Annotated in this window: 4 protein-coding genes; all 4 read right to left on the reverse strand. The window is 63.9% G+C overall.

The genetic code is table 11. The annotated features are described in order from the left end of the window. Positions 1 to 3484, reverse strand: a 3484-nt coding sequence (locus ACEW8N_RS07330; RefSeq protein WP_373499148.1) for a hypothetical protein, incomplete at its 3' end; no start/stop codon positions are given. Further along, complete coding sequence (locus tag ACEW8N_RS07335; protein WP_373499149.1) at positions 3481 to 3648, reverse strand: hypothetical protein; 168 nt, start codon at positions 3646 to 3648, stop codon at positions 3481 to 3483. The genes ACEW8N_RS07335 and ACEW8N_RS07330, both read right to left, overlap by 4 nt. Positions 3649 to 3662: 14 nt before the next feature. Further along, positions 3663 to 4577, reverse strand: a complete 915-nt coding sequence (locus ACEW8N_RS07340) for a hypothetical protein (protein WP_373499150.1) — start codon at positions 4575 to 4577, stop codon at positions 3663 to 3665. A 24-nt stretch (positions 4578 to 4601) separates the two neighbouring features. Continuing rightward, positions 4602 to 4974, reverse strand: a 373-nt coding sequence (locus ACEW8N_RS07345) for a hypothetical protein (protein WP_373499151.1), incomplete at its 5' end; no start/stop codon positions are given.

Genomic DNA, 4974 nt, shown 5'->3' on the forward strand with positions numbered 1-4974 from the left:
GGGCCGGGGCCGGGGCCGCGAGGACGCCCTTCAGTTTGCGGCGCACGGTTTCATCCGCGTGTCGTTCCGCCAACTCGGCCAGCTCTTCGGGGGCAAGGGTCCGGGAGAGCACAACCGGCGCCGCCGGCTCCTGGAAGCGGCGCCAATGGCACTGGGCCAGGACGTGGTCGTCGATGGTGATGTCGACCGCCGTCTCTGTGACGCCCATCCGGCTGATCTGCCCGACGATGTCCCAGGCGTCGAATGCGGACCCGGCAATGTGGGCGGGAACGTTCAGGCGGATTCCGGCGCCCTTGGAGAAGATGCGGATCATGCGGTCGAAGCCGTCGCCGCGGCCGGCCAGGTCGGGCGGGCACTGGAGGACGGCGCCTCCCGAGGTGCCCATCGACTGGACGTTCAAGACCCGCTGATGATCGGGCGCCGAGGTGACGTCGCAGCCGAACTCGAAATAGAGCCGGGTGATGACGGGCCGCTGTGCCGTGGGCAGGGCCGGCGAATAGAGCACCCGGATGGACAGGTCCGACCAGACCGGCGGCAGGGAGACCTTCTGCTTGATCTGCTCCGCACCGCTGCCCAGCACCAGGTTGAGCATGTCCTCGGCCCCCTTGCTGGGCTCGCTCGCACGGACCTCCCCGGATGCCAGGCAGGTCCAGCTCCACTTGGGGGGCAGATCGCTGTAGACGGCGTAGAGGGCCTCGGCCTTGCGCAGGGTCCCCTTGCGGGCCGGCTGCAGGGACACGACGAGGTTGTGGGTTTCGGGCAGCGCCGGTCCGGCCGGGTCGAACCCGATCTGCTTGAGTGCGACGCGGCTCAGGCGGGCGAGCTGCCGGTCGGGCAGGACCAGGCCGTAGGCGACCGGGTCGACCGCCGCCGCTCCGGAACCGTTCAGGGCAGTGATGACATCCGGCGTCTGCCGCCGGGAGAGGCCCAGCTGGAGGGTGATGGTGCTCTCGTTGAAGCTGAAATCTTCCAGCAGCCGCCTTCGCACCGTGTCGAGGTTCTTCTGATAGATCGGTTCGAGCACGGCGGCCTGCCGGTCCAGCAGGGCGGCATCGAAGCCCTCTTCCGGCTTCAGCAGCTCGTTGATCTTGTCGGCCACCTCCGCCAGCTTCCAGTCGACGGTGATGGGTTTGAGCACGGTCGTCTCGTAGGCCTTCACCATGAGGTAAAGATACCAAAGCAGGGTGAGGCGGGATTGCTGGCCCATCTGCCGCGCGAATCCCGCGGCCGCCGGGTTCAGCCTGCCGAGATCCTTTCCGCGCGCCTGCTGCATGGTGAAAACCGCCGCAGCATTGGATGAAATTCGGGCGTAGCCCCCGCCCAGGGCCTGGAGTGCCTCCACCAGATCGCTGACGAAGGCAGCCTTCCTTTCGTTGAGGTCGCGGATGTCCCTTGCGAGCGTGTTCCATTCTTCACTTTCGGATTCCAGCCGCTGCAGTTCGGCCTCGACCTCCGATTGGGGGACCTGGAGCGCCTTGAGGCCCTGGGACACCTGGGAGAGGGCAGGCCCCAGGCCGTCGCCGACCTGGGCCCACGCCGATGCCCCGGCCTTGGCGCTCTCGGCGTCCTTGGCGGGCCCGCTCCCCTTCTCCTTTTCGGCCTTCCTGGCGGCCGCATCGGCTTTTTTGGCTGCGGCGCGTGCTTTCGTGAACACATCGCCCAGTTTGGAAACCGTATCCGGCGCACCGGTGCCGTCGTCTCCGATGAAATCGCTTGCCACGCCGGCCAGGGACCCGACGGCGCCCAGGGCCGGCTGGCCGACCGGGACGACCTGGCACACGGCCGCCGCCATCTTGATGGCGAACTTGATCTGGGCCTGCTTGTCCAGGTCGTTCTGGGCCTGGCTGAGGAGCCTGTTTCGCAGGATCGCGAGCCGGTTTCCCATGGCGCCGAGCTCCTGTTCGAGGGCATCGATGCGGCTCGTCACCTCGCGGATCGCCGTTTCCGCACGGGTCACCTGGTCCGCGGCCTGGCGGGAGTCATCGTTGAGGCCGGTGACGGCCTCTCCGAGGGCGTCTGCGGCTTCCTTGACCTCCCGCGCCCCGGCATCGATCCAGCCGACCAGCAGGAGGGTTCGGAGCGCCCGCCGCGTCTCCTCCGCGTAGAGCTGGATGGTTCCCTGCAGAGAAAGTAGCGGGGTGTAGCCCGCGGCGTTGCCGAAGTAGTCGAGGTGCCCCCGCAGGCGCTGGAGCATGGCGGCGACCTCGCTCTGGGCCGCCGTCCACTGGGCTGAAACGCTGTCATCCCAGGCACCGCCCTTCGGCGGCGGCAGCGCGAGCGCCGCTTCGTAGGCCTGCAACAGGTCCTGTATCTCGGCCCGGTCCCCGGCCAGGAAAAGGTCGCGGGCGTACTCTATGGTCTTCTGGAGTCCCAACGGATGCAGCCAGGCATGGATTTCAGGGCTGATGACGGGTTTGGGGGTGCTCCCCGCGCCTCGGGGGGCGTCCTGGGCCTTGGCATCGGTGCCCTTTGCGGTCGTGTTGGAAGCGGTCTTCGTCACTTCGTTACTGGCGTTGTCGGTGCCGAAGAGATTCTCCCACAGCTTCACCTTGTACTTGGCGCACGAGGTCGGGGTGCCGGGAGATCCCCCCCGGTAGTCGCGTTCTTTGGTTCCCGCCGGTGCGCCGGCGTTTCGGAGGGTCGGCACCAGGGCCGCCAGATTGGTGGTGAGGGCGCCGCCGTTGCCCCCGTCTCCCGGGATGCCCGGTGCAAGCGCGTTGCCGCCGTTTGCGGGAAACGCGTCTTCACCATACTTGCCGCCGGTCACCCGACTGGCCGCCCACCGCCATTCGTAGTCGATGTAGACGGCGGCGGGGTTGAAGGTGATGGTGGCCTTGCTCGTTGAAATGCCGGAGTCAACGATCGTGAACGGCACCTTCGAGAAGCCGGACATGCTTCTGCCCGGCTTTCCGTCCAGGCCCGCGCCGGGGTCCTGGCCGCGCCCGCCCAGGGCCACGAGCCGGGGCCTTGGGTCGCCCGCAGGCGATACTTCCGACACGAATATCCGGAATGCGCCCGCGTGCCTTCCGGCGGCGCCGTTCTCACCGGGGGTCGACCCAAAGGCGTTCCGGGCCTTGGGCACCGCCCAGGAGAGCGGCGAGGTGTTGACGGCGGCGTCGGCCGTGGCCCACACCAGCCGTCGCGCGAAGACGGCCACCTCCGCTTCGGGCACGGACAGTTCGCCGCGAATCTCGAGGGTATCGCACAGGATGGAGAGCGAGCGCGTCGCGGCCCGGGGGGTTTTCGGGTCGAGGGTCTGGGTGCTTCGGTCGACGTGAAAGGCCTCCCACAGGCCGTTCGGGTGGCCCTCCGCCAGGATGACGTGAATCCCGACCACCGTATGGCTTTGGGACTGGTCGGAATGGGTGGTGGTGAATCGGCTGACGTAGAGCGGATCGGCTGCCGAGGGTTTTTCCGGATGGGATTCCAGGAAGGTCTGCTGCGGGCTCACCGCAGAGAGATCGGCGATGTCGTTTGGGTTCATTTTTTCTCCTCCTCATAAACTATAGCTTCAGGGTCGCGGCTCGTGTCCTGTGCGGCTTGATCAACGATGCGATCCAGAGCGGGCATCGGCCCAGAACGCTCCCGCACTTCACCATCCTCCCGCAGCAATCTTTGCAGCGCCTGGTTCCCAATGGTGCGCTGCAAGTGGAGTCTGCGGCTCACCAGGTCCATTCAATCTGGTAGGCGTAATCCACGCGCGGATTGGATATTTTCCAGTAGAAGCTCAAATGATTGGGACTGGGCACAATACGAGCGTCTCCCATAAATTCGCGCGGCTTGTCTGAACCATGCGGATAGGCGTAAAGCTCATAACTTTTAAACGGCTTGTCCTGAGGGAAAAGAACCAGCAAGGCGATTTCCTGTGTTTGCTTTTCGGCCTTAATCGCCGCCCAGTCTCTATCCTCTCCGCGGAATCCGTTCCAATAGGTTATTTCGTTTATCACAAAGAATTCCTGACCCGCCGACAGGTCCGAAACGTCCACCTCGATTTCCCAGTGTTGTTTCAGTTCCCATTGACCATGGATATCCGGTTCCACGGCTTTTTTCAGTTTGTATGTATGCGTCAGGCATCTGGGATCAAGCGCGGTTCCGGTGGTGGCAAAATGGAAGCTTATGGAATCGGCAGCCTTGCTCTTTCGCGCGAGAGTCCAGCGAATCCAAGTCACCGGACTGTAACGTTGATCCATCTTATCCGGCGGTATTTTGCGCCGAGTACGCAGATCAATGACGCGAACGTCTTTGATAATTTCGAATGGCTCATAATTCGGTTCGAGCAAGCTGGGAACCTCCCTGATGGTTTCCGGCGATGGAGGCGGCACTACAGGGGCAATGCGTTCAGGCTCCTGTCTCAAAGAGGTATAGATCGGAAATCCAATCATCATCGCACCTAAAAAGATCAGCATCAAAACGGGAGACAATGTGAATTCTAACCCCATACCTTTGATGAGCATATTGGCATGGTGCCCCTCCTTCCAACTCATCACGCCGAACACGATCAGAAAAGAGCCCAATAAAAGGAAGATAATCGAAAATCCGATTCGAAGGTTCTTGGGCATGACGGCAGTATCGTTCATGACATTTCCCCCCATGGCTTAACGCTACAGCGCCGGCTTCCCCGCGCCGAACCGCGTGTCGCGGCCGAAGAAGACGTGCTGGCCGAATGACGCGTAGCTGTGGGCATTGTGGAGCTGGTTGGCCGCGGGTTGGGCGGCGTATGCCGCATCGTTTTCGTGGACGTGGTTCGCGGCCATCGAGGCGGCGGGATGGTCGACGACATGAACGGGCTCGTGCAGCACCATGGCGGCCCGGCACATGGGGCCGAAGCCGGTCCTGGTCCTATTGTCCCGCTCCTGGAAACTCGGGGTGAAATTGACCTTTCCGGAGCCGAACGGAACATGGGCCGGCGTCCCCTTGGCGGCTTCCGCCGAGGCGGTGTCATCGACGAAGAACGCCCGGCTGTTGGAAAGGAGG

It is taken from the genome of Desulfococcus sp., assembly GCF_041737845.1.
Taxonomy (GTDB): domain Bacteria; phylum Desulfobacterota; class Desulfobacteria; order Desulfobacterales; family Desulfococcaceae; genus Desulfococcus.

Bases quoted from the DNA above. Each gene is read 5' to 3' on its own strand.
- ACEW8N_RS07340 (WP_373499150.1), bottom strand. From the start codon at position 4,577: ATGAACGATACTGCCGTCATGCCCAAGAACCTTCGAATCGGATTTTCG.